The sequence below is a fragment of the Blautia sp. aa_0143 genome, from assembly GCF_004167315.1.
Lineage (GTDB): Bacteria > Bacillota > Clostridia > Lachnospirales > Lachnospiraceae > Blautia_A > Blautia_A fusiformis.
The window spans coordinates 19,878-46,156 of the sequence record NZ_RCXU01000031.1; the positions used below are offsets into that span (position 1 = coordinate 19,878).

The window sequence follows — 26,279 nt, forward strand, 5'->3', positions numbered from 1 at the left end:
TTTCGTTTAATTGTGTGGCAGTTCAGTCAATGGCTTCTTATCATTCACGAAAGGAGTCTGACTATGAAAGTTACTTATCAAACCTGTTGTGGTGTCGATGTCCACAAATCTTTTCTCGTTGCCACAATTGTAAAAACCACTGGTGGCATTGAGCCTTCTTACCAAAAGAAGCGCTTTTCCACCTTTAACAATTCAATTCTTGAATTCAAGCAATGGCTTCTCGACAATGATTGCCATAATGTCTGCATGGAATCCACAGGTAAATACTGAGTTCCTGTCTTTAATCTTCTGGAAGATGATATCAATGTTGTCATTGCCAATCCTAAATGGGTAAAGGCGGTGAAAGGCAACAAAGATGATACAAAAGATTCTAAATGGATTGGAGATTTGTTCCGCCTTGGACTTGTCAAAGGCAATTATATTACTTGCAAGAAAGTCCGTATTCTTAGGGAATACACTCGCTATCGTTACAAGCTTGTTTCCTGCCGTTCAAGTGAAAAGAATAGATATCAGAATGCTCTTACCGTTTGTAATGTTGCATTAGATTCTGTTGTTTCCGATATCTTTGGGAAGTCATCCACATCCATTATCGACTATCTGCTTGAACAATCGGGTACATCTATTAACCACGAAGAAATCGCATCTAAGCTTCTTAGGAGGCTCAAATCCAAAGAAGATGCTGTCCAGTTTCTCTGTACCATTCCGGGTGTCAAACGTGATAGTGCAATCACTGTCATCTCCGAAATCGGTACTGACATGTCTCAGTTCTCAAGTTCTAAACGTTTGTGTTGCTGGGCTGGTTTAACGCCAGGCAGCAATGAGTCTGCTGGTAAGAAGAAGTCTGTTCGGATTACACGTGCCGGTATCTACCTCAAACCTGCATTAGTACAGTGTGCTCATGCAGCCGTAAAATCTGACAAATCTCCTTACTACAAAAAGAAATATGATTCTCTTGTCAAACGCCGTGGCAAGAAAAGAGCCATTATCGCTATTGCCCGTATGATTCTTACTGCTATCTATCAGATGCTGTCTACTGGTGAGCAGTGGAATCCGAGCGATCTTTACAAAATCGATATGCCTGTAGCTCTTGTTGAAAAACAAAAAGCAAAAGCTATCAAGCAAGCCAAGAAACTATTACAACGAGAGGGATTATTTCCTCCTGATGAACCATTAGCTTCTTGATTTAATTTTCTAACTCTATAACACTTTAAAAAGTTGCCTGCCTTAGACAGCTTATTCAAGTGCGTCAATTTATGGTCTTCCTCTACTTTCTTTCACACTACACTACTGCCTCTTTCCCTCAATTATTAACGATGCTGCATCTATCATTCGTTCTCATAAGTGGGAATCACTGCTCCTTTTGATGCAGATGTCACATTTTTTGCATACTGGTACAAATATCCTTCTACCTTTTGATGACATATGTATTTCTTTTTCCTTCGTTCTTCAAAATCTACATCTATTGCATCAATTTTTCCATTTTCCACATCGACTGATATCATATCCCCATCCTGTAAATATGCAATCGCTCCATCGTCTGCAGCTTCAGGACAAATATGCCCCACAAAGCACCCGTTGTTTGATCCTGAAAATCTGCCATCTGTAATCAGACATACCTTCGATCCCAAGCCTAAGCCAACTAACAGCTTCATAGCTTTATACATTTCCGGCATCCCTGGTCCACCTTTGGGTCCTTCATTTCGAATCACAACAACTTCCCCACCTTGTACTTCTCCATTCCGAATTCCTGTCAACGCCGATTCTTCACTTTCATAAATCTTTGCTTTTCCACAAAAGTGTACTGCCTCTTCTGGAATTGCTGACGGCTTCGTTACCGCACCGTCGGGTGCTATATTTCCATACAGGATCTTAATACCTGCTCGCTTATGTACTGGATTTTGAATTGCATGAATTACTTCCCGAGATCTATTCTCTGCATGCATCAAATTCTCATATAATGTATCTCCTGTACATGTTAATGCATCCACATACAGTTTTTCTTCCATCTCTTTCATCAAAGCCTGTACGCCGCCAGCTTCAAAGAAATCAAACAATGTATATTTTCCAGCCGGAATCATAGCCACCAAATGCTGAATCCCACTGCTGATCGTTTCAAAATCATCTATTGTTAAATTAATTTTTCCGCTATGTGCAATTGCCAGCAAATGCAATACAGCGTTTGTTGACCCTCCCATCGCTGAATTTACCATTATTGCATTTGCCAGCGCCCTTTTTGTAATAATATCCTGAATCCTTATATTCTTATGTACCAAATCAACGATTGCTTTTCCACTATTGTAAGCGGCGGCCATACGTTTACTATATACTGCCGGAATCGTAGCTGAACCTGGCAGCATGATTCCCATAGCTTCTGCAAGGCATCCCATTGTATTTGCTGTACCAAGCATCGCGCAGGATCCAACTGTCGGCATTGCATTATCCTCTATCCACTTAAACTCTTTTTCTGTAATCTTTTCTGCCTGTAAAGCTCCTTCCGACTGCTGAATACAGGAATGGTCGATCCACTCTCCTCCATAGGGATTTCCATCTGCCATATGTCCCGGAAGACTTGGTCCTCCATTAATAAAAATTGCAGGCAAATTTACCCTCATTGCTCCTATCAACATTCCCGGAATAATTTTGTCACAGCTTCCCAGTAATACAATGCCATCTAAACGATGAGCCTGCACCATTGCCTCCACATCATTTGCAATCATTTCTCTTGCCGGAAGGATATAACGCATGCCCTCGTGTCCCATTGCAATTCCATCACAGGCACCAATTGTTCCAAATTCAATTGGCATCCCCCCTGCCGCCTGAATTCCTTCACGAATTCTTTCTGCCATCTGGCGCAGGACAATATGACCCGGACAAATCGAATTATATGCATTTGCAATCCCAATGATTGGGCGTTTCAGTTCCTCTTCTGCATATCCGTCTGCTTTATATAAAGCTCTTACATTTGCATACCCGGGACCCTGTAAAATTTCATGACTTCTGTAAGACATTTTTTATCACCCTTCCATAAATTATAATCTCTCACAATCTTCATACTGATAAACTTAAAACTTTTATCGTGTTAACTCCAGTTTTTCATAGTCATACAGCCTGCTAAAAAAGGCAAGCTGTATTTCTTATTATTTCTCACATGCAACATATCTAAACTGATAGTTACCAGATCCAATTTCTTTTCTTTCTTGTCCTGGAATCAGCAAAACTGCTTCCGTATTTGGCGGAATTACCACAGACACTAAAATTTCGTCTTCGTTTCTCTCCCAATCTATGCAGACTTCTCCATACGGTGTCTTTACACTGGATGATACAAATCTGAGATCTCCTATCATTGCCGGCTTAATTTCAATTTTCTTGTATGCCGGCTTTAATGGCTTAATTCCAGCCAGCTTTTCGTAAAAGAAGCTGCTTATACTGCCGAACATCGGCTGATTATGATTCGCAGGACACTGATAAAATCCATACTCTTTTTCCCAGTATTCCCATAATGTAGTGGCTCCATTTGTAATCATATATCCATAGCTTGGATACGTTACGCTAGTAATCATATGATAGGCTACTTCACCAAGGCCAAATTCAACAAGTGTTTCAAATAATAATGGTGTCCCAAAAATTCCTGTATCTAAGTTTCCTTCGCACTCCTTGGTAATATGTTTCTCCAAATACTGTTTTACTTCGCAAAGTTCTCTTTCTCTGATAGCACCCAACTTATTCGCAAATGCTTCCGTTCCCTGTGCCCCAATACTGTACCTACCATTTTTAGAATCATAAAACTCGTTTCTAAAGCTAAGCACTGTTTCATTATACTGATTCTGAAAATACTCTGCATCTGCTGACCGGCCAAGCACCTCTGCCAATTCTGTCATAAGTTTCGCATTATATGCATAGAAAAAAGTATTAACAAATCGCGGAGGTATTAAAATTTCTCCAGGTGTCGACCATTCTCCAAGACAGTCCTTATCTGTACCTTCACCCTCAACAATTCCTTTTTCCATTCCGGTCTGCAGGAATTGCATCCAATGAATCATATTATCAAAATACTCTTCTGCACTCTTCGTGTCTCCGTAGTAACGGTACATAAGCCATGTGATAATAATCAAAGCACTGCCCCAGGCCGGACCACCACCGCCGTCCTGACATGGTACTGTGTGTGGCAAAAATCCTGTTGTCTTGTCCTGTGCATCTATAAAGTCATCCATCCAGTCGGAATAGAATTCGTGCATGTCATAGCTATACATCATAGCTTTTGCTGTAATCAATGCATCCCCTCCATACCCCTGCCGTTCTCTGTGAGGAGAATCAAGTGGAATGCCTCCATGTAAACCACTCTCCATCGACCACAGACTTGCTTTCTGAATCTGATTGATCAATGCGTTAGAGCATATAAATTTACCTGACCGTTCGACACCTGCCCGAATATGCACCGCCACAAAGTCTTCCCTCTTTGGGATTCCCGGATATCCCTGTACCTCTACATATCGAAATCCATGCCACGTAAATGCCGGTTCATAATATTCTTCTTTTTTTCCACTTAAAATATAAATATCTTTTTGCTGTTTCCACCCGCTTCCAGTACTATAATAATTTATTTTCCCATCCGGCCATAGTTCTTCACCAAACCGTAACTGAACCTTATCTCCCTCTTTGCCAGATACCCTCATTTTAACCCAGCCAGTCATATTCTGACCAAAATCAATCACATACATTCCGGGCGTTACTTCACTGATCTTCTTTGGAAAAAGTTCGCAAATCTTTTGATCTGACGGAGCTTTCTGTTTGGTTAATTCTCCGCCTGGTTTCTCTGCTTTACCTGCAAATTTCCAATCCAGGTCTTCGAAATCTTTTTCTCGCCAGCCTATACTCTCCTTACGTGCATCATATATTTCTCCAAAATAAATATTATTATAAATTCTAGGGCTTTCATGCCATTTCGTATTTTCATCGCTTATAAATACATCTTTGTCTCCATCTGCATATTCTATTTCAATCTGGAACAAAAGCTTTGGATATCCATACCATAATTTTTTTTCGTTAATTTTATCTTTTTGGTTATACCATCCATTACCAAGCTCAACACCAAAAACATTTTCTCCGTGAACAACCGCAGTTGTTATATCATATGTATGGTAAAAAACTCGTTCCGTATAATGCGTTCGATTCGGCGTGAGAACATCTTCCCCACATTTTTTTCCGTTAAGATAAGCTTCGTAATACCCTAACCCGGAAATATACAACCGCCCGGATTTCGGCTGCTTCTCTATATTGCAGACTTTTCTAAAATAAACCGCTGCTGCCTTCTCTGGCGCACAAATCCACTCTGCTTCCCAATCCGTCTTATTTAATAAACCGGCTTCAAAAAAAGCCTCCTCACTCCATTCAGAAACATTTTCCTTTTCATCCCATATACGAACTTTCCAATAAACCCTCTCTCTGGATGCAAGCTGCTTTCCTTTATACGGAATGTTCACAGATTCGCCGGAATAAACTTTTTCGCTATCCCAGACAAGAACTTCCTTAATATCCGACTCCTTTTTAAATACCTGAATCTGGTAGGCACTCTGTTTGCGGTTTTTTCCATACGCCGTCATTCTCCAGGATAAGCGTGGAGCTACATTGTGAATTCCTATCGGATTTACTTTATAATCGCTACGTAAATCGATTGCCTTAATTTCTTCTTTACTACCCTTCATCTTATCTCCAATCCAGAACAACACCCATTGCCTGCGTGCGATCCTTTAACAGCATCTGATACATCTGCGGTGCCTCTTTATAGCTTACACGATGTGTAATCATTTCTGACATATCTACCTGTTTGTTGTAAATCAACTTAAAAAATGTTTCACTATTTCTTTCACATGTCCACGGATTGTCATAAGTTTTTACCGGTGCCTGTGAAGATGTATGTGCGCCAATAATGTTTACACTTACTGCATTACAACAATCATGAAAATCAATTAAGGTCTTTTTCTTAGGTGAACTCAACATACAAAGCTTTCCCTGCTGGTGCAAAGCTAAAAATTCTTCCGGAATCGCATCTGCATTTCCCGTTGTTTCAATAACAATATCTGCCATATCCCCATATGTATATTCTTTTATAATCGAGATTGGATCTTCTTTTGTGGAGCAAATCGGAATAATTGCCCTCTGATCAGGTAAATGCTTCAGTCTTGCTTCACTCCTGTTTACCACAAAAATTTCTGTACATCCTCCTGCAAGTAAAAACCTGGCCGCCAGTTGACCTACAATACCAGCTCCATATACTACAACCCTGTTTCCTAATTCGATACCAGTTCTTCGAATTCCATTGATCGTTGTTTCTGCAAGTGCAAAAAATGTTGCTTCTTCTGGTTTAATTTCATAATTAATCATACGAAGCTCATTTACATTCACAATGACATACTGTGAATGTCCACTGAAACTTGCTACACGTTTTCCAATTAAATCCTTTGAAACACCTTCACCTACTTCTTCAATAATACCCACATTTGAGTAACCACTCTTTTGCGGATAGTGAATATATTCTGACCATTTTGATTTTTCCGGACATTCCCCAGTCAAGAAAGTTAATTCCGTTCCTGTGCTAATTAAGGTTTGTTCCGTTCGAATCAAAACCTCTGATTTTCCTGGCTTAGGGCAATCAATTTCTTGTATTTCAGCCTTATATGGTTCAGTAAAAATAACAGTATTACTTTTCATTTTCCCTTCCTCCATTCATTAAATTGTTTGTTTTCTGTTTATTTTTTTGTATTTTTTAGTAACTTTATTATACATTTGTTCTTTCTATTTTCTTCTCAGTATTTTTACCTGTTTTGTATATTTTTTTGTCTTTCATAATCTGATATTCTACACATTTAAAAAACTGCATTATTTAAAATACAGTTTTAGACAAAAAACATCATTGCAATTCCTCTTTTATGGGCAGTAAAGTTTTGATTAACCAATAGAAAAAAATCCATCGAGTCATGCATTTATCGAACTCGATGGATTTTTATTCTGATTTTTTATGTTTTTTTGTTAAAGGAACCATGAAGTTATGAAGAAAAAGACTGATCAAAATCTTATAATTCATAAGGCATTTTACAGACTCAATTGGCTTTAGGGAGATATGATACGATGAGAACAATATTTGCAAAATATAACCCGCAATACAACAGCATTGATGTTTATACCCAAAAAAACTCCCGAATTAAACTGAATCATTCCTTTTTTACAGTTTATCCGATCTTCCGGAAGCCCTTCACAATAATCTGCTGATAATTATCCGGCTGCAATCCGTTCTCTCATGATCATATTATTTTTCCGCCTGTGCACATATCATATCCCATGCTTCATCATCAATTTCTTCATTGTGAAACAATTTTCTCCTGTCCTCATCTGTTATTTTTCTAATCACACGACATGGATTTCCAGCTGCAATGGACCAGTCCGGAATGTCTTTTGTTACAACACTTCCTGCACCAATTACCACATTGTCTCCAATATGTACTCCCGGACACACTACTGTATTTCCTCCCAACCATACATTATCCCCGATGGTAACCTCTTTTCCGTATTCAAAAGCAGAATTGCGCGTATCTGGATAAATTGGATGTCCTGCCGTATAAATAGATACATTGGGTGCCATCTGACAGTTATCACCGATTTTTACCTTTGCCACATCTATAATTGTACAGTTATAATTTGCAAAGAAATTTTTACCTACTTCTATATGCGAACCATAATCGCAGTAAAAAGGTGGGTTAATCCATGCACCTTCCGATTTTCCCAAAAGTTCTTTTACTATTTCTGCAATCCCATCAAAATCCGACCGATCTGCAAAATTAAGTTTTTGCAGAATTTTTCTACCTATCCTCTGTTCTTCCATAACCGCTTCATCTGAAATGTAAGCAAGCTGCATATCTCTTCTTTTTTTCATATCCATAATTTAATTCTCCATTTCTGTTAAATTTTTTAACCATTTATATTGTTTATAATGTTTAAATACTGCCGGAAGTTTTACCAGTTCATCCAGATTTAAGACAAAATACACCATCATTACTGGCAATTTAAATACAAATGCTGCGATACATCCCAGTGGAACTGCAAAGCACCACATGGTAACCACATCACATATTAATCCAAATTTTGTATCTCCCCCTGCTGGAAAAATACCACCTATTGTCATAGAATTAATTGATTTTCCTATTACATAATAGCTGCTTATAAACAGCATATTCTTTAAATATCCTGTTGCTATATCAGTCAGATTCGTAAAATGCAGGATTACAGGTGTCGCAAGAAAAATCACTCCAGCCGTCACCACGCCCAAAAATACCGAAGTTTTGCATAAAATATTTCCGTTTTTCTTTGCTTCAGATAAGTTCCCTTTACCAAGCAGATTTCCGACAATAATACTTCCACCATATCCAAAACCGGTACAACCACAGATTAAAAGATTCTTGGTTATATTTGCAATAGAATTGGCTGCGATAGCATCGGAACCAAGATGTCCAAGTATGACAGAATACATCGTAAATCCACCGCCCCAGGCAAGTTCATTAAAAAGTACCGGATAGACATGTTTCCAGAATTTCCTCGTTATATGGACTTCCCTGCTTTTTATGTCTTTTACTCCAATCCAAAATTCCTTTTTCAGGTGCAAAATATAAATCGTAATAACCAGACCAAGTCCATTTGCAATGACAGTAGCCAGTGCCGCACCTGCAATCTCCATTCTTGGAAAGCCCATGTATCCGTAAATCAGAATAACATTCAGAATAACATTCAGTATAATATTAACACAGACAACAACTGCACTTATTATGGTACATCTACCTGCATAACCACAATTTTTCAAGATTCCCTGCAAAACCTGCAGAACCCCTGAAAAGATATAGGATAATCCAATCACTTTCAAATACTTAATACCATAATCAATCAATATAGTATCGTTTGTAAACAGTCGCATGAGCATTTCAGGAATAAAGAATGTTGCAAGCAGAAAGAGAATGGAAATTATGAATACATATCTTAATACAAGTCCTGCTGATGTCCGTAATCCATCAAAATCTCTTTTTCCATAATACTGTGCAACAAACATATTTTCCCCTATTGTAAGTGCTGTTAAAATCAAATTAAAAACAAAGGTGATCTGCGAAGCCAGCGAAATTGCTGACAGAGAGTTCTGATTTAATCCTCCCAACATAAAAGCATCGCATGCACTTACAAGTGCTAACATAAATTGTTGTGCTGTAATGGGCAGAGCAAGTTTCAAAATCTTATTTGTGAATTCGTTTCCCATCTACAATTTTTCCTTTCTGTGCACAATATAAAAATAAACCAATTTTATTGATTTTTATACCATAATCAGCTATAATAATATAACAAACGTTCGAAAAGGAGATTATTTTGATGGAAGTATGTCCAAGCATTGTTTTAAATTCAGATGCATCTGAAAATGTTGCCTATAACAATCCAGACTTTCCTGCATATATAAAAAAGGGACAGCTTTCACGCTATCCTGATTTTCGTGCAGTCAGTCATTGGCATGACGATCTGGAATTTATTCTGATTTTAGAGGGACAGATGTTTTATGATGTGAATGGTCAGAAGATTTCTTTGCAAGCAGGTGAAGGAATTTTTGTAAACAGCCGCTGCTTTCATTATGGCTATTCCGATACTCATACAGAATGTCTCTTTACCTGTATTATGTTATCTCCGCAGTTGCTTTCTGTAAATACTTATTTTGTGGAAAAATGTCTAAATCCCCTGATACAGAATATTCATTTTCCCTATCAGCCACTGAATCCGTCTATCCTGTGGCAGAATTCTATTCTTCGTGACCTTGAAATGCTTTACAAAAAAAATGTGGATGAAATACAGCCATTTATTACGCTGGAAAAAACCGTTCATATTTTTCGCCTCCTTGCTGAAAATATGAACTATTTTCCAGATTATGATAAAGATACAGAGGATACTCTGGCTCTTACTACAATGATCGGATATGTGCAAAAAAATTATTCCCAAAAAATTATGCTTAAAGATATTTCATCCTCAGGAAATTGCTGCAAGACAAAATGCACTTCCCTTTTTCAGAAATATTTGAATACTTCCCCAATGGTATATCTAAATCGCTATCGTTTGGAAAAATCTGTTTTTCTTCTTCAAAATACTACAATGTCTGTTACTGAGATAGCATATACCTGCGGGTTTTCAAATAGCAGTTATTTTTGTGAACTTTTTCATAAGTATTATAATACCACCCCTGGGAAGTTTCGAAACAGTAATAGATAAGCACTATTCATATTCTTTGGCTTATAATTATAATGGGTATTTTTTAACAGTATCCCTGTTTTTCCAGCCAGTCTTTCACATAACATCGGAATGCGATACTTTCCGCCATCCAACTCTCAGATTTGCCACTCTTCACATTTAATATCACTTATCTGCTCGATTGGAATAACCGTTTGATCCGTCATAATGATGGTATGCTCGTATTCGTCTATCTTTTTTACAATACCAGAGCACGTAACATAGGAGCCGCCTGCTTTTTTTGCATCGGGAATAAAATAAGTTATCGATACTTTCTGTTCTATACCGATATTATTTCTGATTATATTGATTTTTTCATTCAGCTGAGCAATCGCTTCCTCGCTCAGTTCCAATCTTTCATCGGTTAATCTTGCCGTTTCCTTTATCGCAGCATCATGTCCGGTCAGGGCTGCAAAAGGAGCAAATTGCGCTGCCCGATCCCGAAGTGGCATTTGCGGATGATTCTTAGAGACCGGATGCGGTAAATTAATGATATCGTCATAAGAATTATTTTTCATCCTCTTTCAACTCCTTTACGCCTTATGACCGCCAATCTGTTCATTTCTGTCCCTGGCGGTTGCACCTTCCTGAAGATTCATCCCCTTCAGTACAGCGTTTTTTCCAAATTTCTTTTTGATACTGAGCATTGCTTCCTGCATACGTTTTTCGCGATCCAGCGCAGCCTCTTCCTCTTCCTGCTTTTTCCTTTGCGCCTCATAATCCGTAAAAAGATCCAGCTGCTCATATACTTCTTCTTTCTTGACAGAACTTTCATCCACAAGCCTGTTCGCTGTGATATTGATTCTTCTGACAAGCAGGTTTCTGTCAACGATCCTGTCATATAACTCTATTACTGCATCCGTTATCATCTTGGTTGAGGAAGTCTGCCGTTTCAGATTAGTCGTTCCATGTGCATGTTTCGGAATTCTTCTTCCATAACGGTCGATCGTAACCTCTCCATGATACTGTTTTCTCCTGTCGGCATTGTTCAGATTCTCAATATCATAACCAACCGTCAACACGATCTGATCCGTTACAAGCTTCTTATCCACCAAATCCAAAACCATCTGGTCTGTCATCTCTTTAACGACTAATTTTGCTTTTTCAAAATCATAAGGGCAATGAAGTACCTGCCCGGAACAAACACTGTTCGTTTCCGGCTTATAAGCCTTGACCATTTCCATGGTACAGGGCTCATATCCCCAGGCATGGTCAATCAGCAGCTCTGCATTAACACCAAACGACCTATATAACAGGTCTTCATTATATAACTCATTTTCTTTTCCGATGGAACATCTGGCAATATCTCCCATTGTATAAAGCCCGTATTCTTCCAGCTTCTTTGCATATCCTTTTCCTACTCTCCAAAAATCAGTAAGTGGTCTGTGACCCCAGAGTTTCCTTCGGTATGACATTTCATCCAGTTCTGCAATTCGTACACCATCTTTATCTGCTTTAATGTGCTTCGCCACGATATCCATCGCAATCTTACACAGATACATATTCGTTCCGATTCCAGCAGTTGCCGTTATACCTGTCGTTTTCAGCACATCCTGTATCATGGTCATTGCAAGTTCTCTTGCTGTCATATTATAAGTATGCAGATAATCCGTTACATCCATAAATACTTCGTCGATCGAATACGGGAAAATATCTTCCGGCGCAATATATTTCAGATAAATACTGTAAATTCTGGTGCTGTATTCCAGATAGAGAGCCATCCGGGGAGGAGCAACAATATAATCAATCTCCAGTTCCGGATTGGTATCTAATTCTGTGCTGTCATCAGAGGCTCCGATAAAAGTTCTGTTCGGCACTTTCCACCTGCGGGCGCTGTTGGCTTCTTTTACTTTTTGAACAACCTCAAATAAACGAGCCCTTCCTGGTATCCCATAACACTTTAATGCTGGCGATACCGCAAGACAGATTGTCTTTTCTGTTCTGCTTTTATCTGCAACCACAAGATTGGTTGTCAAAGGATCGCGATTTCGTTCTTTACATTCCACAGACGCATAGAATGACTTAAGATCGATTGCAATATAGGTTCTTTCCTTTTCCATCATTCTACACCTCCCGATTCTCCTGTGTTCTGTTTCTAATTCTTATTTATCCTGCCCGGAAAACTTTCTCATCATAACAATCCGCTCAAGGATTTCCTGCCTGAATTTTTCAACATCATTCGTCCGTTTACGCACACCAGCTGCTGCAGCATGTCCACCTCCGCCAAACGTCTGCAGAAGTTCGTTTACATTGATCCATTTTCCATCAGATTGGAAGGAACAACGCCAACAATTTTCTTCTTCCTCATACATGGTAAAACATCCTGTTTCTTACTTCCACGCCTTCCAGATATCCGGCTGATATCCAAGAGTGGATTGTTTTCCATTACGGACAACCGGTGTCTTAATCACCTGCGGATTTTCCAGTACCTTCTCAAGTTTATCTTCCTCTGCAATATACTTAATGAGCGCAAGCAGATCCTTATCCTTGCCCTCCCAGTTGATCATATTTTCCAGTCCACCATTTGCCTGGGCAACTGAATTAAATTCGCCCTTACTCATGCCCTTTTCTTTCATATCAATAAACTGAAACTTGATCCCACGTTCCTTAAAGAAACGTTCTGCTTTCTTTGTATCATTGCACTTCTTTGTTCCAAAAATCTGTACGTTCAAATCAATTCTCCTTATCCATTGCCATATGTATCATTTTCTCAAAGGATTCTCTAAAATGCTCATCATCCTCCGATGTTCGTTTTCGTGGTCCTTTTAAATGATTCTTTCCGGATGCCCTTCGTGCTTTCTTATTCAGATGCCGTTCCATAAGCATCTGGTCAATATTTTCATTGGTATACCATTTCCCGGATTGATGAATCGCATACGCATTTTTTCCTAATGCCATTGCAGCCACACCGTAGTCCTGTGATACAACAATATCGCCTTTATGGCAAATGCTGATCAGTTTATAATCCACGGCATCTGCTCCGGCTCCAACTACGATCACTTCACTGTAATCAGAAGATAACACATGATTGGTATCACACAACAACGTTACAGGAACACTGTGCTCTTTTGCAACTTTTTCAACAATACCAATTACCGGACAGGCATCTGCATCAACAAAAATCTGCATATCTTCTCCTTTAATTACACATAAATGGCGTACGAACCTCGATGAGATTACCACTCGGATCATACAGCCTTACAAGCTTCTGCCCACCTGCAAGTTCTGTTAGTTCAGTGGCATATCGGACGAAATACTTACCGGATTCATATTTTGCAAGCAATCCATCTATATCAAAATCCTCGAAATACAGTTCCATCCTGTTATTGAATGGCGTAGAAGTTTCATTCAATGTTTTCCCCCATACGTCGGCATCCTGCAAAACAAGTCCCTCCGATAAGATCACATTGCCTTCATTCTTAAGAATCACTTGCAGTCCAAATAAGTCCTTATAAAACTCTATGGATTTTTCTATATCATCCACCACGATCAGTACGTTTTTCAGCATATCCGTCACCTCACAATCCGCTTTGAGTCAAGCGAATATTCGCAATCCGCATGCGGTTAAATAATCTTTCCAGACAAATGATCAATTTCATGCTGGCAAATCTGTGCTGTCCATCCTGACAATTTCTGGCGCTTTTTCTTCCAGTTAAAGTCATAATACTCTACTTCAATTTCCTGGTATCTGGTCGTCTTACGAACACCATCCAGCGACAGACAACCTTCTTCTGTCTCATACATGTCACGTTTTGAAACAATCACCGGATTGAACATCACAACATTTATGAATCCCATATTCACAATGATGATATTCTTCTTTACACCAATCATGTTCGCCGCCATACCAACACAACGTTCTCTGTTCGCCTGCAGCGTATCCTGCAGATCCTTTCCAACCTGGATGTCAGCTTTCGTGGCCGGTTCAGATGGCTGGCCTAAGAAGAAAACATCTCTTACTATTTGTTTTACCATTTACTTTCTCCTGTACTCTAATTCTTATCTATCTTGACCAGAAATCTTTCTCGTCATAACAATTCGCTCAAATATTTCCTGTTCCTCTTTCATTGTTCCAATATTTTATTATCTAACACCACTTTACAACTTTTTCATAAAAAAATATCGTACAGGACTTTCTGATGTATAATGAATTTGACCCAAAACATTACAAAGGAAAGTGACCTTGTACGACAAAAACATTATACAACGAAAAAACACTGATTGGTAGACTTCATCAATATTTTTTGATTTATTTTGAAACTTTTTCTGTTCCGACAGCAGATACCTTATTTCTGCTGATATTATCCATACTGACCTTGTGTTATAACCTTTCATCTGCCAGTCCTCCTTGGATTTTTCTTCTTTTTTGATGTTATCATCTTACAATAAATGGCTGTGCGAAAATCCCGACAACCAACTGGTTCTATGGCGGAGATAATTGGGTCCTATGGCAGATTAAACGCTGATTAAAGGCCTTTAATTGCCAACTAAACTACAAAGAATTCCAAAATCATGTTGCAGATTTGGAGGCTTCCATTCATGCCACCGATAATAAGATTCAGCAAACGAGACTGGCAATTCAAAATCAACAAGTAATTCAGAAACACTGTGAAGTCTATCGGGCCTGTCGTGACATCATACGTGCTCAGAATTTAGTATTCACAAACTTCCGTCGGCTGAAAAACTGCAGCGCCAACAGATGGAACTGGAAGAAGAACTGTCCTCAGCAAAAAAAGAAAAGCAGGATCTCCAGAAGCAACAGAATACCCTGCATATAATTGAAAAATTTTTGATGCTATGATCTGCAAAGCTGGTATCAAGGTTCCGGAGAAAGCGCCTTCACCAAGAATCTTGAGCTCTTAAATGCCAAAAAAGAAAAATTAAAATAAGCCATAACGCAACGAAAGGCAATGAACCATTTCTGACTCATTGCCTTTTCCTTTACATACGCTGTAATTGATTGACGATACTTTCTGTTCTTCGAATAGCTTCTTCTACCTGTCTTTTTGCATTATTGATTCGATCCTGGACCACCCAGTCCACAACAAATCCATCAAAAAAATAATCCGCAAAAGAAAGAAAATCTCCAGTATCGATATTCAAATTACATACCATATTTACATCATTTAATTCTCTACTGAAATTACGAAGATCATACTTTGCCTGTTCCATATTCCGTTTGGCCTGATCAATTCTAGAATGTTTTAGCATCGTAGTGAAAAAACCACCGCCAAACATATCTACCAGTCCCCAGTTCTTTGCACTGTTTAAATTTTCTTTTGCTGCCTGAAGACTGTTCAAAGCTCTACGTCCAGCTTCAATTGCTTCTCTTTTTTCTTTTTCAATATCATATCCATTCGTTTTCTCCTCCTGATCGATTATGAATGTGACGTCACCAATGCTATAATGCCACCGACAATCAACAATGGAAAAGCAATGTACATCAGTCCACCTACAACCATACCAATCAATATCACCGGGAAGAAAATAACTGTGCAAAGTAATTTCATAATTCCCCAGGATGCTCTTAACCCAAAAACAAAAAATTTTCCAACAAACCAAATCATACAAATTGCAAATAATAACGATAACATTTTTTTACTCCTTCTGAAACTCATTCTGATATGTGTCTTTCATTTTTTCTGTTCTTTTTCTGCTAAATATTCAGATGTGTTCTTTATGCCAAGCTTATTACTGAATGCCGAATTTTTCTCCATCTTTTCTATTATCCGGATTAATCGAATTCTCTGTGCCACTTCCATCTGATCACCCCATTTATATTCTGTTTTTTTGTTGATATTGTCACTATAACAAATTTATTTTTCATAATACACAGCCACCATGAAGAATTGCATCTTTATATTTCTCGAATTTTGAGAATTCTGTCTTTATATTTCTCTGCACGAATTGTTTCCTATCTATGCTGCCTCTTTTATAATAAGCATATCCGAGCAACATCATAAATTATTATTAAAAGGGAGATTATGCTATGCGAATTGAAAACTTGCAAAATGAAAACAGAAAATATGCGAAAAGTATCGAAAACTTCCACGTGCTTGAATATGTGCAGGATGCCAGCGTTTCACCTATGAATGCAATGAATGAGTATTTCATGAGTAAAATGCATGTCAGAAGAAGACAGGTTGTTATTGATATTGATAAAGACCATTCAGCTGTTATCCAGGCTGGTGCCATGCAATGGATGGGTGGTAATGTACAAGCCACATCTGGTGTAAAAGGTATCGGAGATTTCCTTGGAAAGGCATTCAAGGGTGCGGTTACAAAAGAAACCGCAGTTAAACCGGAATATGTTGGTGAAGGCTGTCTGGTATTAGAACCGACATACAAATATATTATCCTTACAGACATTGGCAAATGGGGACCAGCCGGAATGACAATTGAAGATGGCATGTTCCTGGCTTGTGATGCAAATGTAAAAAGTAAAGTTGTAGCCAGAAAGAACCTTTCATCAGCAGTATTAGGTAGCGAAGGTCTGTTTAATCTGAGTTTGCAGGGAAATGGTGTAGCTGCACTGGAGTCTAATGTTCCCGAAGATGAATTGATTGAAGTCATATTGGAAAATGATGAACTGAAAATTGATGGAAACCTTGCTGTATGCTGGTCATCAAATCTTGAATTTACCGTAGAAAGATCTACAAAAACACTTGTCGGATCTGCAGTTAGCGGAGAGGGTCTGGTAAATGTTTATCGTGGAACAGGACGGGTACTGATGTGTCCGGTCGCACCGACAACTTCCTTGTTTGAGTCCACTAACACCATGGCAGCTAAAGCTGCTGCTAAATCCAGCAATACATTTGGAAAATAAGTGTAAAATACATTCTCTTATAACCAACAAACGCCGATATAGGATTATAAAAATCCTGCATCGGCGTTATTAATTGTGATCATTTTATTTTCTTTATTCAGATGAACTGCTTATCATCAATGCAAATTTTTAATTCTTTTCAATTCCATCTGGCATATGATCTTTCTCAGTTATTTTTCGAATGACCCGGCATGGATTTCCAACTGCCAAACTATACGGCGGAATATCTTTTGTTACAACACTCCCTGCACCAATTACACACCCTTCTCCTATGGTGACACCACCGCAAACAACCACATTGGATGCCAGCCAGCAATTATCCTTTATAGTTATTGGCTTCGCATATTCAAGATTATAGAAACTTCCATCTTCTCTTTTCCTAATATTGCGTTCTTCAGGTAATAATGGATGCATAGGAGTTGCCAATGTAACATTTGGACCAATCATCACATTATCGCCTATATGTATTTCACATACATCTAAACATGTAAAGTTAAAATTAGCAGAGCTGAATCTTCCAAAGAACGTATTACATCCGTAATCAAAATAAACAGGCGCCTGTAAATAGGGGAGTTCCTCTGTTGCTGGCAATAATTCCCTCAATATCTGTGCTTGTTCTTCTTGATCATCTTCATCCGTCGAATTGTATTTTCTTGCTAATTTACGTGCATTCACACGTAATTGCTCCAATTCTTTATCCGTTGGATCGTACAACTCTCCACTTAGCATTTTTTCTCTTTCAGTCATTTCCGATAACCTCCAAATTCAAAGTTATAAATATCAGTTTCCCCACTCTCTCATGGTCTGCAATATTTTATCTAATGCTTTTGCACTTTCCGTCATCAAATACGGACATAGCCATAACCATATCATCTACTTTTAGATCACCGGAAAAAATATCCATCGCAGAAGGTATCTGTTTAAAATTAATTTCAACAATTTCTTCATAGTTCTCTTCTGCAAATCTTTCAACTATATATGTTTTTCCTGTTTGTCTGGCTCCCTGAATTACAAGACATTTTTTATTTTTTGAATCTACCCATTTTTTATGTAATGCGTCACTTTTCTTTTTAACATAAAACATCTCATGTTACCAAATAATATTTTTATCAAGAACAACTTTGTAACATTTTTAATTACTATATTTCCTTTATCATCAAAATTTTAGAATATTATATCATTGATCAATATATATTAAAAGATTTTTTCCATTTCATACAATCTCTTCTGAAGCTCCGGTTCAAAGAAATTCCACATTCCTTCATTAAAGCTTATGAAAGGCTTCTCCATATCTTCAGTTGTGAAAATCAGGGCATTTTCGTTACTTTTCTTAACCGCACAGTCTGTGAAATTTTTAAATTCCTTATCAGTGACCGGCTGCTGCATATGCTTAACATCAAACAATACTTCTGTGTCAACCAGACTGTTTCCTGTTCAGGTTTTATTTGAACTCCAATATTAATATTACCATCCGTGAATAATATTATTTCATTTTTCATCAATAAGACCTTACACATTCTACCCTATCACACTCGCACCAAATGGCATGAAAGAGAGTCTTGCCATCTTGAAGAACTGCTTTCCAAATGGAATTCCAACTATCGTAATGCACCAAATACAACCCACTATCAGGTTTCCAAGTGCCATTTCCCATCCAAAAAATATAATCCATATAAGATTTACCAGAAATGAAAACATGCCATTTCCATACACGATTTCTTTTCCAAACGGCCAAAATGCCAAGGTTGCAAATTTAAAACATTGCAGACCTACCGGAATTCCAATAATTGTAATACACCATATGCAACCTGCAAAAACCCAGGCCAAACCGCCCAGTAATCCTCCAAATATAAACCAAAGGATATTACCTATAGTTCTCATGACAACATCTCCTCCTCATCCAATGTCTAATATTCTTTTGCAATTTCCTCTGTTATCTCATATATCTCTTTGAATTTTTCTAAGTCCTCTGGAGATCTGATCAGCATGATTTCTTCGATTTTTCCAGTCCGTATGTCTTTGAATCCTGCTACTTCTTCTCCAGTACAAATGCTTGCACGAATAACTGGTTTCATATGTTCTCGGTCATATGTTTTTTTCACGATTTTCTTTTTAAATAATCCCATGCTACCTCCCCATCTCCGAATATCTTCGGTAACAAGATCAACTATCTAATTCCTGGAACATTTTTCTGCATCAATCGCAAGTACGAACATCAACGCATCCAATGCATTTCCTGGATCCTGCACATCAATAACATATGTATCAGTCATATGAAACAGTTCTTTACTAACCCGTGCAATTGAATAACCGCTTTGATTAAGAATGCTATAGTCCCATTCCATAATGGTTCCATCAATATGCCATCCATTGTAATCAATATTATAATGTGGCGTCAGGAATGAGAATTCTTTGCTCAGGCATCCGATATAACTGCCGTTTTTATAAATTTCAAATTTAGGAAGAAAAGTAAGTACTTTCTGAACAACCATTCCTACTTCATTTCCATAGGCATCATAAATTACAAGTTTATGTCCCCAGGACAACTGGCCTTTTACTACATAAACAGTGTTGCCTGCTTCATCATAGATATCATAGCTGTCAAACCATGAAAACAGCCTTTGTTTAAACAATAACTTCATAACTTTTCACCGCTCTCTCCAACAGATATAATTGGTTCTTTATAAGTATCATAATACCATGCCGGAACACCTTAAAAAATATGTAAATCGAAGAATTAACTCATCTTATTTCACGGATTATGATAAAACACATATTACCAGCTATAAATCTCTACTTGTTCACAAAAAGATATAAAAAAGACCATCTACTGCTTGTTTACGGTAAATGATCTTTTCATTGCAATATTTAATTAAATATCATACTGAGCCGATTGTTCACGTATCAATTTACATGTTTCTCATTGTATTGCTCGCCCTATTATAAATACAATTTGTTTTCCTTCCTACTGGAACAAACCTTTTTCATTTTCAGTCCAGCGATAAAACTGACAAGCTTACTGTAATTTCTTGCTTTCTTCGGACAGACTGCTACACAGTGCATACAAGAAATACACTTATCCTTATCGGTCATCTTCGGATTGTCCAACGGAATGGCACCTGCCGGGCATTCTTTTGCGCACAGACCGCAGGAAGTGCATTTTCCATTTGCAACAGGTTTGAGTGGAACACCACCATATTCTCGATATGGTCTGTTTCCCGGAAATGCAGGTGTCCTTTGTGCTTCGCTGTTTTGCATAATCTTTGCGGCAAATTCCAGCAATTCCTTTTCATCCTGCTGATCCGGGCGTCCGGTTCCAAATTGGTGCATCAGGGAATGCTCTGCGACTGCCTCCATTCCTGCGATACATACAAATCCTGATGCCTCCAGAACATCCTGTAGTTCCAATAGAGTATCATCAATCATACGGTTTCCAAATACTGCCACAAGAATTGCTTTCGTACCATCTGCCTTTACTTTGCGGAACATATCCGTTACAACTGATGGAATGCGTCCACCGTAAGACGGTACAGCAACCAAACATAGGTCCTTTTTTTCAAATTTCACCTTCATGAGTTTATTTGGTTCTTTAATTAGGTCGATTTCTTCAGCATCCAGCTTCGTCCCTTTCGCAACAATATCTGCTACTTTCTCTGTACCTCCTGTCGGGCTGAAAAATATGTTATAAAATCTCATAATGATCCTCCTACTGATTCCGATTTGTTTATTGTCCTTTTATAACGGTTGACCAATTGTTTTCAATAGTCTTTATATGTTTGAAAGGAATTCTTCTATCAAACTATTTATCATCTCCGGTTTATCTGTATTAGAATTATGACCGGCCCCTTCAATCCACTTTAAAGGAATTTTCGTTTTTCGATGCCATTCTCTGTTATACCTTATGCATGAACCGGCATGATCCTTTGTACCACATATCAACAGGGAAGGACATTTGATTTCATATGGCAGATCCTTTTCCATTGCCTCTGCCAGAATACGAAATCCATGCCCGGCAATTTGGGCATAACGATGCTGATCACCATCATAGACCAGCATCATTTCCTTCATCAGATTTCTGCCATACTCAGAAGTTGCAACTCCCTCAGTTCCGGATTTCAAAAGCAACTTCCATGGGTAATATGCATATACTGGTTCCATTCTTTTCAGAAGCCAGATCTCCACTGCTGTCACATAGTTTCTCTGGAGCGGTGCTGAATCAATGGAAATAAAACCTGCCAGCCGGTCAGGATACAATTGTGCATAAGCCTGGCCTACATATCCTCCCATTGATTGACCGATTATAATTGGTTTTATGATTTCTTCTTTTTCAAGAATCACATTCAGCCATTTTGCCTTATCAAACAAGTCAAAATCAAACCGGAACGGCCAGGAAGAGGCATGAGCCGGTGCATCCCATACAATAATATTATATTTTCCATCGAAGTACGCAACCTGTTTATCAAACAGTCTATGGTCAGCAGTCAGCCCCGGAAGAAATACAAGCGTCGTTGTATCCAAACTCAGATTATTTGACCAATAGTGAATTGTTCCGCAAGGAGTTTGATATGTACTTTCCTTCAACAAATCCACCTCCGCAATTTTCATTTTTCTCAGTTACACAAACTGAAAAACTTTAACTATTTTCATATTGGTTTTTTATATCAAATACAGTCTGCTACATCTCATCCGGCTTTTGACCATCGTGGGCTTTCCATTGACACTCCGTCAATTTCATATCTGTAAATACCGCTTTAAACGATGAATCTTCCGGACTGCATGCATAAATTCCAAATTTGATTTTTCCTGCACCAGCCCACATATGACAAATCCTCATTTGCTTAAACCGTATTCCATCCTCAGAACATTCAATGCAATAATCATCTTCACGTCTACTGAAACAATACCATATAGATTTAATCTCTGCATCAATTTCCGTAGTTGCCCAATCTGAATATCCATTGTTTGTCACAACACTTCCCAGGTGCTGAAAATAGTCATTCTCATATTCTATAGAACCTTTCAACCAATTCTCACTGTCAAGATACATAACCACACCGCACTGATCAAAGCGATGATGGCTTTCCTTAAAATCAGTTTTTACTATAAATGAAAAAAACTTTTTCTCTGTTTCTATCTGCAGAACCGGAGCATTATCATTGCGGAAATGATAGTAAGTTCTTTGCCACAAATCAGTTCCAGGCTGTGTAATAATCTCAATTTTGTCATCTGTCAGCGTGTAATCATCAGGTTCTCTCGTCCACTTAAAATCTTTTATATTCATCTCATTATCCCTCCAACTTCCGATTTCACGACATCATTTCTAATACAGATTTTACCGTACTTTTTAATCTCAGTCCATCCTTTATACCCAGGCGATAGAAAAACTCTTCTGTCTCTGCTCCGCTGGCAAATATTTCATCACAATACTTCGTAAGCACTTCCTCTTGTTCCGGAGACAGTGTTTCCAAAAGCTTCTGGTATTCCTTCTCTATATTTTCATTAAATGGCTGTGTATCTTGATTTGATTTCCATTCAGAATATGCTTTGCTCATACGATTGGAGATCATCTTATCAACAGACTCCTCTACGTCTTTTGACGTCTTTGAGGGAGACTCTTGCTTTTGAACTTTTTCGTTCTTCGCTTTTTCAAGTGTTGACTCGTCAATATAGTGAATAATTTCTCTCAGATTTGCCTTCATAGATTGCAGGTATTGGTGCTAGAATATAAATAGTACAAACCAAAATGAGAAATTCCAAATACACATAAGCATGATACAATAGAGGCATGCTGAAGGAAGATCTCATATGGCAAAGCAACATGACAAACAATTTAAACTTGATGCAGTCCAGTACTATCAGGATCACAAAGATCTCGGAGTACGTGGATGTGCAGAAAATCTTGGCATCGGATACAGCACATTAACAAAATGGCTAAAAGACTTCCGGGAATCAGGTGATATTCCTGTTCGTGGTTCTGGTAATTATGCATCTGATGAGCAGAAGGAAATTGCCCGTCTCAGACGTGAATTACGTGATGCCCAAGATGCACTTGATGTGTTAGAAAAAGCAATCAACATTCTGGGAAAATGACGGAAGCCATTTATCTTGAAGTGTCTGAGAAGACGGAAGCTGCCAAAAAGGCTGGACGTCGGGTTTCCGTCTTCGGAATGTTGAAATTTTTAGGTGTCTCTCGCTCAGGATATCTTGCATGGCTCCACCACGTACCTTCTGATACAGAAAAACGTCGTAAAGCTGTAAAAGCAAAAATACAGGATATTTATGATGATTCCAAGGCTCCTTCTTAAAATATATAGATTTCACAAATCCCTATCGATATATATTCTTCTGTCATAGATGTATAAAGATTTTGCACAGTTCGTTTTTTTCATAAAACTTATTCTGTTTTTCAACTTCTGTGATATAATGCTTTATTATAATAATTCCCATGAACAGAATAAGGTGAACCAAGTGAAAAAGAAAACACTTGTGCCTCTTATCACTTTTTTACTGGGCATATGCCTTATTAGTTTGATTGTATACAAAACAGACACCCACGAAAAAGAGCAGAGACACATAACAGCACAATTAAACGTAGCCACCTATGGCGAACAAATAAAGAATGAAATTACAAATGGAATTGAGATCACAGATACCTTGAAGCAAATCTTAATAAGTGAAGATGGCGAAATCCGTCAGTTTGAAACAATTGCAGGAAATCTTATGTCTGATTCTATTGAAAGTGTACAGCTCGCTCCTAATGGTGTTGTTACAGATATTTATCCGGCTAATGAAAATGAGGCAGGTAAGATTGATTTGATCCATGATAAAGACCGCGGAAAAATTTCCTGTTACGCAAGAGACAACCATACAATCATTACGCAGGGCCCCTTCAAATTAAAACAGGGAGGATATGGAATTGCAGTCCGCAATCCCATATACCTGAAAGATAAAAACGGACATGAGTATTTCTGGGGATTTACTATTGTTATCCTGCGTGTTCCGGATATTTTTTCAGATTCAATCAGTGCACTTTCAAATTTTGGATACGAATACAAAATTTCAAAAACAGACGCTCCATGGAGTGATACTTATAAAGTGGTTTATCAATCAGATGGGCAAATAAATCGTCCTGTTTCTTATACATTTACAATAGGAGACGAAAACTGGAAATTTGAAGTAACTCCTAAAAGTGGATGGAGAAATGCCACATTACTGGTAATCATCATCGGAATTTTTCTTACAATAAGCCTTCTCCTGTCAGTTCTTACCAGAGTATGGTTAGTAGCAAAAGAACATAAGAAAAAGTTTCAGATACTGGCGCGCACAGACTCTCTTACAAATATTTATAACCGCTATGGATTTGATGAATTTGCAGAAAAAATGATTCAAAAAAATCCAAAAACACATTTTGTGGCTGCGCTCCTTGATATCGATGATTTCAAGTTTATTAATGATATCTATGGACATAATTACGGAGACAGGGCACTAAAGAATCTTGCAGACAGCATGAAGACTTTTTTCCCATCCGATGCATTACTTGGAAGAAATGGTGGTGACGAATTCTGCATTCTTTTACCAAATTGTACCTTTGCAGAAGCAGATATACAGCTGCAGAAATTCACCAAACTTCCTAAATCATTCTCATACCATGGTAAGGAACATGCATTTTATATTTCTCTAGGATATGCAGAATATCCAACATTTGCATCCAATCGTTCACAACTCATGCGCTGCGCAGATGCCGCTCTTTATGAAATAAAGCTTCATGGAAAAAATGGATGTATGGTCTACAGAGAAGGACTTCCGTCAGGTGCCCGCAAACAACTTGGATTCGCATTCAAGGATATCTCTGAACATCTTCCAGGTGCATTCATCATATACAGAGCTGACAAAGAAGATGATGAACTAATTTTTGCAAATGATGAATTTCTTCATATGTCCGGATATAAAGATATAGATGAACTGTTCAGACTTACTGAGAAAAGTTTTCGCAACTTGATTCGTGAAGATGAACAGCAACAGATAGAATCAAGTATCTGGGAACAGATTGACAACGGCAATGAAAATGACTATACTCACTTTCATCTTCGAAAAGCTGACGGAACTTATTTTTCTGTTCTTGATCATGGAAGAATTGTAGAGAGCCCGCAATACGGGAAAGTATTTTATGTATTGTTCATGGATTGGGAAGATATGCATATTCGTTACAATGATAAATTCGCAAGATAAAATATTGCAAAAAACAGAGCGTATGATCTATTTTCATATAATGTTTATGTCGGCAAGCTCTATCAAAAGGAAACCGACTTTATTGCTCAGAGAAGCAACGAGAAGTTTTATATTCAGATCAGCGACAACATTTCCGGGCAGTAAACATTTGAGAGAGAATGCTTTCCTCGGCTTCAGATTCGAGATGCTTATCCGAAAATGATTATTGCTAGAACCAAACATCCCCAATATAGCTATGAAGGAATCGTAATTTACGATATAGCCGATTGGTTACTACAAGAATAAGCAAGGCGAAATATCTCCAGCATTCTCTTTTGAAATGATGGAGATATTTTTATTATGACGGAGATTGCAGATGAATTCAGACGAAGCATCCTATGAAAAGAGTTTTATATGGATGTACTGAACTGTGATCCGATGTCTTTTGACAAGGAATGCAAACTGACTATTTGGTGGCTACACCCCCCAATCCCCTGTAGAATAAATAACGCCAGTACTGGATATCAAAAATCCCGCACCGGCGTTATTTATTAAAATATTTTGTTTTTTAATCTTCAACACTCTCTACTGAAACTTCTTTTTTCTTCCTACTTTTACCAGAAATCATCTTGTGTCCTGTATAAATAGCCATAATCATGCAAAGCAAAGAACTTGCTGCAAAGTACTTATGGCCTTCTTTTGATCCCTTATAACCTGTATAAAAAGTTCCAAGCATTGTAATCAGTGCACCGATAGACCAATATTTATGTGATTTCATTCAGATACCTCCTGCCGTTTTTCTTAATCATATACCTTTTAAAAGATATATACAGTCGAGTAGACTAAGACCTCTCAATCTTAGCCCCTCACAGATCCGTACGTGCGGCTTTCCCGCATACGGCTCCTCATAGTAACATTCGCTTCAATATAAACAATAGTACGT

General features: G+C 38.1%; 28 protein-coding genes and 2 pseudogenes. 7 read left to right on the plus strand and 23 right to left on the minus strand.

What is annotated here, in order from left to right; all coding sequences use genetic code 11:
- The first annotated feature begins 63 nt into the window (after positions 1-63).
- Positions 64-1,182, plus strand: a pseudogene (locus tag EAI83_RS14255) (IS110 family transposase).
- Between the two features lie 143 nt (positions 1,183-1,325).
- Here EAI83_RS14255 and ilvD read toward each other — a convergent pair.
- The 5 genes from ilvD to EAI83_RS14280 form a co-directional block, all read right to left on the minus strand.
- Positions 1,326-3,008 carry a dihydroxy-acid dehydratase gene (ilvD, locus tag EAI83_RS14260; protein WP_021650088.1) on the minus strand — a complete coding sequence of 561 codons (1,683 nt, stop codon included), beginning with the start codon at positions 3,006-3,008 and terminating at the stop codon, positions 1,326-1,328.
- A gap of 129 nt (positions 3,009-3,137) precedes the next feature.
- Positions 3,138-5,702, minus strand: a complete 2,565-nt coding sequence (locus tag EAI83_RS14265; protein WP_044960367.1) for an alpha-L-rhamnosidase — start codon at positions 5,700-5,702, stop codon at positions 3,138-3,140.
- A 1-nt stretch (position 5,703) separates the two neighbouring features.
- Complete coding sequence (locus EAI83_RS14270) at positions 5,704-6,708, minus strand: zinc-binding dehydrogenase (RefSeq protein WP_161206385.1); 1,005 nt, start codon at positions 6,706-6,708, stop codon at positions 5,704-5,706.
- Between the two features lie 595 nt (positions 6,709-7,303).
- Entirely contained in the window at positions 7,304-7,933 is a 630-nt protein-coding gene (locus tag EAI83_RS14275) for a sugar O-acetyltransferase (RefSeq protein WP_021650092.1), read from the minus strand.
- 3 nt (positions 7,934-7,936) lie between these two features.
- Positions 7,937-9,292, minus strand: a complete 1,356-nt coding sequence (locus EAI83_RS14280) for an MATE family efflux transporter (RefSeq protein ID WP_021650093.1) — start codon at positions 9,290-9,292, stop codon at positions 7,937-7,939.
- Between the two features lie 110 nt (positions 9,293-9,402).
- Between EAI83_RS14280 and EAI83_RS14285 the strand changes: the two genes are divergently transcribed.
- Positions 9,403-10,284: an AraC family transcriptional regulator gene (locus EAI83_RS14285; RefSeq protein WP_021650094.1), complete on the plus strand. Its 882-nt coding sequence runs from the start codon at positions 9,403-9,405 to the stop codon at positions 10,282-10,284.
- Between the two features lie 116 nt (positions 10,285-10,400).
- Here EAI83_RS14285 and EAI83_RS14290 read toward each other — a convergent pair whose 3' ends face one another.
- From EAI83_RS14290 to EAI83_RS14325, 8 genes are all read right to left on the minus strand, one after another.
- Positions 10,401-10,820, minus strand: a complete 420-nt coding sequence (locus tag EAI83_RS14290) for a hypothetical protein (RefSeq protein WP_021650095.1) — start codon at positions 10,818-10,820, stop codon at positions 10,401-10,403.
- A gap of 15 nt (positions 10,821-10,835) precedes the next feature.
- Complete coding sequence (locus EAI83_RS14295) at positions 10,836-12,362, minus strand: Y-family DNA polymerase (RefSeq protein WP_044960399.1); 1,527 nt, start codon at positions 12,360-12,362, stop codon at positions 10,836-10,838.
- A gap of 42 nt (positions 12,363-12,404) precedes the next feature.
- Positions 12,405-12,614: a DHHA1 domain-containing protein gene (locus EAI83_RS14300; protein ID WP_129975851.1), complete on the minus strand. Its 210-nt coding sequence runs from the start codon at positions 12,612-12,614 to the stop codon at positions 12,405-12,407.
- Positions 12,615-12,632: 18 nt separating this feature from the next.
- A complete protein-coding gene (locus EAI83_RS14305) occupies positions 12,633-12,974 on the minus strand; it encodes an arsenate reductase family protein (RefSeq protein WP_019163300.1) in 342 nt (113 codons plus the stop codon).
- Position 12,975: 1 nt separating this feature from the next.
- Entirely contained in the window at positions 12,976-13,431 is a 456-nt protein-coding gene (locus EAI83_RS14310) for a YaiI/YqxD family protein (protein ID WP_015526463.1), read from the minus strand.
- A 10-nt stretch (positions 13,432-13,441) separates the two neighbouring features.
- The gene (locus EAI83_RS14315; RefSeq protein WP_129975854.1) at positions 13,442-13,810 is read right to left on the minus strand and encodes a VOC family protein; all 369 of its coding nucleotides are present in this window, start codon (positions 13,808-13,810) and stop codon (positions 13,442-13,444) included.
- 56 nt (positions 13,811-13,866) lie between these two features.
- Positions 13,867-14,277, minus strand: coding sequence for a peptide deformylase (locus tag EAI83_RS14320; protein ID WP_129975856.1), 411 nt, complete (start codon positions 14,275-14,277; stop codon positions 13,867-13,869).
- A gap of 966 nt (positions 14,278-15,243) precedes the next feature.
- The gene (locus tag EAI83_RS14325; protein ID WP_129975862.1) at positions 15,244-15,681 is read right to left on the minus strand and encodes a hypothetical protein; all 438 of its coding nucleotides are present in this window, start codon (positions 15,679-15,681) and stop codon (positions 15,244-15,246) included.
- 610 nt (positions 15,682-16,291) lie between these two features.
- On the opposite strand from EAI83_RS14325, the gene EAI83_RS14335 reads away from it, so the two are divergent.
- Entirely contained in the window at positions 16,292-17,128 is an 837-nt protein-coding gene (locus tag EAI83_RS14335; RefSeq protein ID WP_021650106.1) for an AIM24 family protein, read from the plus strand.
- Positions 17,129-17,257: 129 nt separating this feature from the next.
- On the opposite strand, the gene EAI83_RS14340 is transcribed toward EAI83_RS14335, so the two are convergent.
- From EAI83_RS14340 to EAI83_RS17630, 9 genes are all read right to left on the minus strand, one after another.
- Positions 17,258-17,875, minus strand: a complete 618-nt coding sequence (locus EAI83_RS14340) for a sugar O-acetyltransferase (protein WP_015526473.1) — start codon at positions 17,873-17,875, stop codon at positions 17,258-17,260.
- Positions 17,876-17,942: 67 nt separating this feature from the next.
- On the minus strand, positions 17,943-18,212 hold the full coding sequence (locus EAI83_RS14350; protein ID WP_021650107.1) for an AAA family ATPase: 270 nt from the start codon (positions 18,210-18,212) through the stop codon (positions 17,943-17,945).
- A gap of 434 nt (positions 18,213-18,646) precedes the next feature.
- Positions 18,647-19,009, minus strand: a complete 363-nt coding sequence (locus EAI83_RS14360) for a YccF domain-containing protein (RefSeq protein ID WP_015526476.1) — start codon at positions 19,007-19,009, stop codon at positions 18,647-18,649.
- Positions 19,010-19,035: 26 nt separating this feature from the next.
- Positions 19,036-19,254, minus strand: a complete 219-nt coding sequence (locus EAI83_RS14365) for a hypothetical protein (RefSeq protein ID WP_015526477.1) — start codon at positions 19,252-19,254, stop codon at positions 19,036-19,038.
- Between the two features lie 45 nt (positions 19,255-19,299).
- Complete coding sequence (locus EAI83_RS14370) at positions 19,300-19,770, minus strand: LURP-one-related/scramblase family protein (protein ID WP_021650109.1); 471 nt, start codon at positions 19,768-19,770, stop codon at positions 19,300-19,302.
- Positions 19,771-20,068: 298 nt separating this feature from the next.
- Positions 20,069-20,824: a 4Fe-4S binding protein gene (locus EAI83_RS14375; RefSeq protein ID WP_021650110.1), complete on the minus strand. Its 756-nt coding sequence runs from the start codon at positions 20,822-20,824 to the stop codon at positions 20,069-20,071.
- Positions 20,825-20,896: 72 nt separating this feature from the next.
- Positions 20,897-21,733, minus strand: coding sequence for an alpha/beta fold hydrolase (locus EAI83_RS14380; protein WP_330547805.1), 837 nt, complete (start codon positions 21,731-21,733; stop codon positions 20,897-20,899).
- A gap of 70 nt (positions 21,734-21,803) precedes the next feature.
- Complete coding sequence (locus EAI83_RS14385) at positions 21,804-22,409, minus strand: DUF1349 domain-containing protein (protein ID WP_129975860.1); 606 nt, start codon at positions 22,407-22,409, stop codon at positions 21,804-21,806.
- A gap of 25 nt (positions 22,410-22,434) precedes the next feature.
- Complete coding sequence (locus EAI83_RS17630) at positions 22,435-22,827, minus strand: hypothetical protein (protein ID WP_227588488.1); 393 nt, start codon at positions 22,825-22,827, stop codon at positions 22,435-22,437.
- Between the two features lie 106 nt (positions 22,828-22,933).
- On the opposite strand from EAI83_RS17630, the gene EAI83_RS14395 reads away from it, so the two are divergent.
- The 4 genes and pseudogenes from EAI83_RS14395 to EAI83_RS14410 all read left to right on the plus strand — a co-directional run.
- A complete protein-coding gene (locus tag EAI83_RS14395; RefSeq protein WP_021650114.1) occupies positions 22,934-23,218 on the plus strand; it encodes a transposase in 285 nt (94 codons plus the stop codon).
- On the plus strand, positions 23,215-23,433 hold the full coding sequence (locus EAI83_RS14400) for a hypothetical protein (protein ID WP_021650115.1): 219 nt from the start codon (positions 23,215-23,217) through the stop codon (positions 23,431-23,433). The genes EAI83_RS14395 and EAI83_RS14400 overlap by 4 nt, the downstream gene beginning before the upstream one ends.
- 163 nt (positions 23,434-23,596) lie before the next feature.
- Entirely contained in the window at positions 23,597-25,357 is a 1,761-nt protein-coding gene (locus EAI83_RS14405; protein WP_084449113.1) for a diguanylate cyclase domain-containing protein, read from the plus strand.
- Positions 25,358-25,393: 36 nt separating this feature from the next.
- A pseudogene (locus EAI83_RS14410) lies at positions 25,394-25,642 on the plus strand (ATPase); the annotation flags it as partial.
- Positions 25,643-25,904: 262 nt separating this feature from the next.
- On the opposite strand, the gene EAI83_RS14415 reads toward EAI83_RS14410, so the two are convergent.
- A complete protein-coding gene (locus EAI83_RS14415; protein ID WP_008392833.1) occupies positions 25,905-26,114 on the minus strand; it encodes a DUF6219 family protein in 210 nt (69 codons plus the stop codon).
- Between the last annotated feature and the right edge of the window lie 165 nt (positions 26,115-26,279).

Coding starts and splice junctions, on each gene's coding strand:
- EAI83_RS14415 (WP_008392833.1), bottom strand. CDS start 26,114: ATGAAATCACATAAATATTGGTCTATCGGTGCACTGATTACAATGCTT.
- EAI83_RS14365 (WP_015526477.1), bottom strand. CDS start 19,254: ATGGGATTATTTAAAAAGAAAATCGTGAAAAAAACATATGACCGAGAA.
- EAI83_RS14350 (WP_021650107.1), bottom strand. CDS start 18,212: ATGTTTTATGTTAAAAAGAAAAGTGACGCATTACATAAAAAATGGGTA.
- EAI83_RS14375 (WP_021650110.1), bottom strand. CDS start 20,824: ATGAGATTTTATAACATATTTTTCAGCCCGACAGGAGGTACAGAGAAA.
- EAI83_RS14270 (WP_161206385.1), bottom strand. CDS start 6,708: ATGAAAAGTAATACTGTTATTTTTACTGAACCATATAAGGCTGAAATA.
- EAI83_RS14310 (WP_015526463.1), bottom strand. CDS start 13,431: ATGCAGATTTTTGTTGATGCAGATGCCTGTCCGGTAATTGGTATTGTT.
- EAI83_RS14300 (WP_129975851.1), bottom strand. CDS start 12,614: ATGTATGAGGAAGAAGAAAATTGTTGGCGTTGTTCCTTCCAATCTGAT.
- EAI83_RS14290 (WP_021650095.1), bottom strand. CDS start 10,820: ATGAAAAATAATTCTTATGACGATATCATTAATTTACCGCATCCGGTC.
- EAI83_RS14385 (WP_129975860.1), bottom strand. CDS start 22,409: ATGAATATAAAAGATTTTAAGTGGACGAGAGAACCTGATGATTACACG.
- EAI83_RS14400 (WP_021650115.1), top strand. CDS start 23,215: ATGACGGAAGCCATTTATCTTGAAGTGTCTGAGAAGACGGAAGCTGCC.
- EAI83_RS14380 (WP_330547805.1), bottom strand. CDS start 21,733: ATGAAAATTGCGGAGGTGGATTTGTTGAAGGAAAGTACATATCAAACT.
- EAI83_RS14265 (WP_044960367.1), bottom strand. CDS start 5,702: ATGAAGGGTAGTAAAGAAGAAATTAAGGCAATCGATTTACGTAGCGAT.
- EAI83_RS14340 (WP_015526473.1), bottom strand. CDS start 17,875: ATGACTGAAAGAGAAAAAATGCTAAGTGGAGAGTTGTACGATCCAACG.
- EAI83_RS17630 (WP_227588488.1), bottom strand. CDS start 22,827: ATGAAGGCAAATCTGAGAGAAATTATTCACTATATTGACGAGTCAACA.
- EAI83_RS14370 (WP_021650109.1), bottom strand. CDS start 19,770: ATGAAGTTATTGTTTAAACAAAGGCTGTTTTCATGGTTTGACAGCTAT.
- EAI83_RS14315 (WP_129975854.1), bottom strand. CDS start 13,810: ATGCTGAAAAACGTACTGATCGTGGTGGATGATATAGAAAAATCCATA.
- EAI83_RS14280 (WP_021650093.1), bottom strand. CDS start 9,292: ATGGGAAACGAATTCACAAATAAGATTTTGAAACTTGCTCTGCCCATT.
- EAI83_RS14275 (WP_021650092.1), bottom strand. CDS start 7,933: ATGGATATGAAAAAAAGAAGAGATATGCAGCTTGCTTACATTTCAGAT.
- EAI83_RS14395 (WP_021650114.1), top strand. CDS start 22,934: ATGGCAAAGCAACATGACAAACAATTTAAACTTGATGCAGTCCAGTAC.
- ilvD (WP_021650088.1), bottom strand. CDS start 3,008: ATGTCTTACAGAAGTCATGAAATTTTACAGGGTCCCGGGTATGCAAAT.
- EAI83_RS14335 (WP_021650106.1), top strand. CDS start 16,292: ATGCGAATTGAAAACTTGCAAAATGAAAACAGAAAATATGCGAAAAGT.
- EAI83_RS14360 (WP_015526476.1), bottom strand. CDS start 19,009: ATGAGAACTATAGGTAATATCCTTTGGTTTATATTTGGAGGATTACTG.
- EAI83_RS14285 (WP_021650094.1), top strand. CDS start 9,403: ATGGAAGTATGTCCAAGCATTGTTTTAAATTCAGATGCATCTGAAAAT.
- EAI83_RS14320 (WP_129975856.1), bottom strand. CDS start 14,277: ATGGTAAAACAAATAGTAAGAGATGTTTTCTTCTTAGGCCAGCCATCT.
- EAI83_RS14295 (WP_044960399.1), bottom strand. CDS start 12,362: ATGGAAAAGGAAAGAACCTATATTGCAATCGATCTTAAGTCATTCTAT.